This is a genomic window from Parazoarcus communis SWub3 = DSM 12120, assembly GCF_003226565.1.
Taxonomy (GTDB): domain Bacteria; phylum Pseudomonadota; class Gammaproteobacteria; order Burkholderiales; family Rhodocyclaceae; genus Parazoarcus; species Parazoarcus communis.
This window is the reverse complement of record NZ_QKOE01000148.1, coordinates 1-364: the sequence shown is the minus strand read 5'-3', so window position 1 is coordinate 364 and position 364 is coordinate 1. Positions and strand designations below refer to the sequence as shown.

Here is a 364-nt window from a genome sequence, read left to right as displayed (position 1 = left end):
CGATCAGCGGGCGCAGCAGCCCAGCGACCACGCCATCGACCTCATCCTGGTGATCCATCAGGGCATCGAGACTGCGCAGCAACTGCTGGTGGGTGACCGCCTTCGGCCCGAAATCGGGCAGCGCAACCGTCTGCACCCAGCGCAGCACGCCGAGCTTGGACTCGGGGTCGCACAGGCGGTTGAGCACCATCAGGCGGATCAACGCTTCCACGTCCGTGGTGCGGCGGGTGCGGCGGAACACCCGGCGCAGCCCGGAGAAGCCCAGCGACTTCCACAGCTCGGTCAGCGCCCACACATTGCCGAGCGCGCGCGCGGATTCGAACGACACCGTTGGCGCCGCCGGCTTGGCGCCCATCGGTTCCCG

1 pseudogene is annotated in these 364 nt (G+C 69.2%); it reads right to left on the bottom strand.

The window, feature by feature from the left end:
* Positions 1 to 364 (bottom strand): annotated as a pseudogene (locus tag DNK49_RS23485) (IS1634 family transposase); the annotation flags it as partial.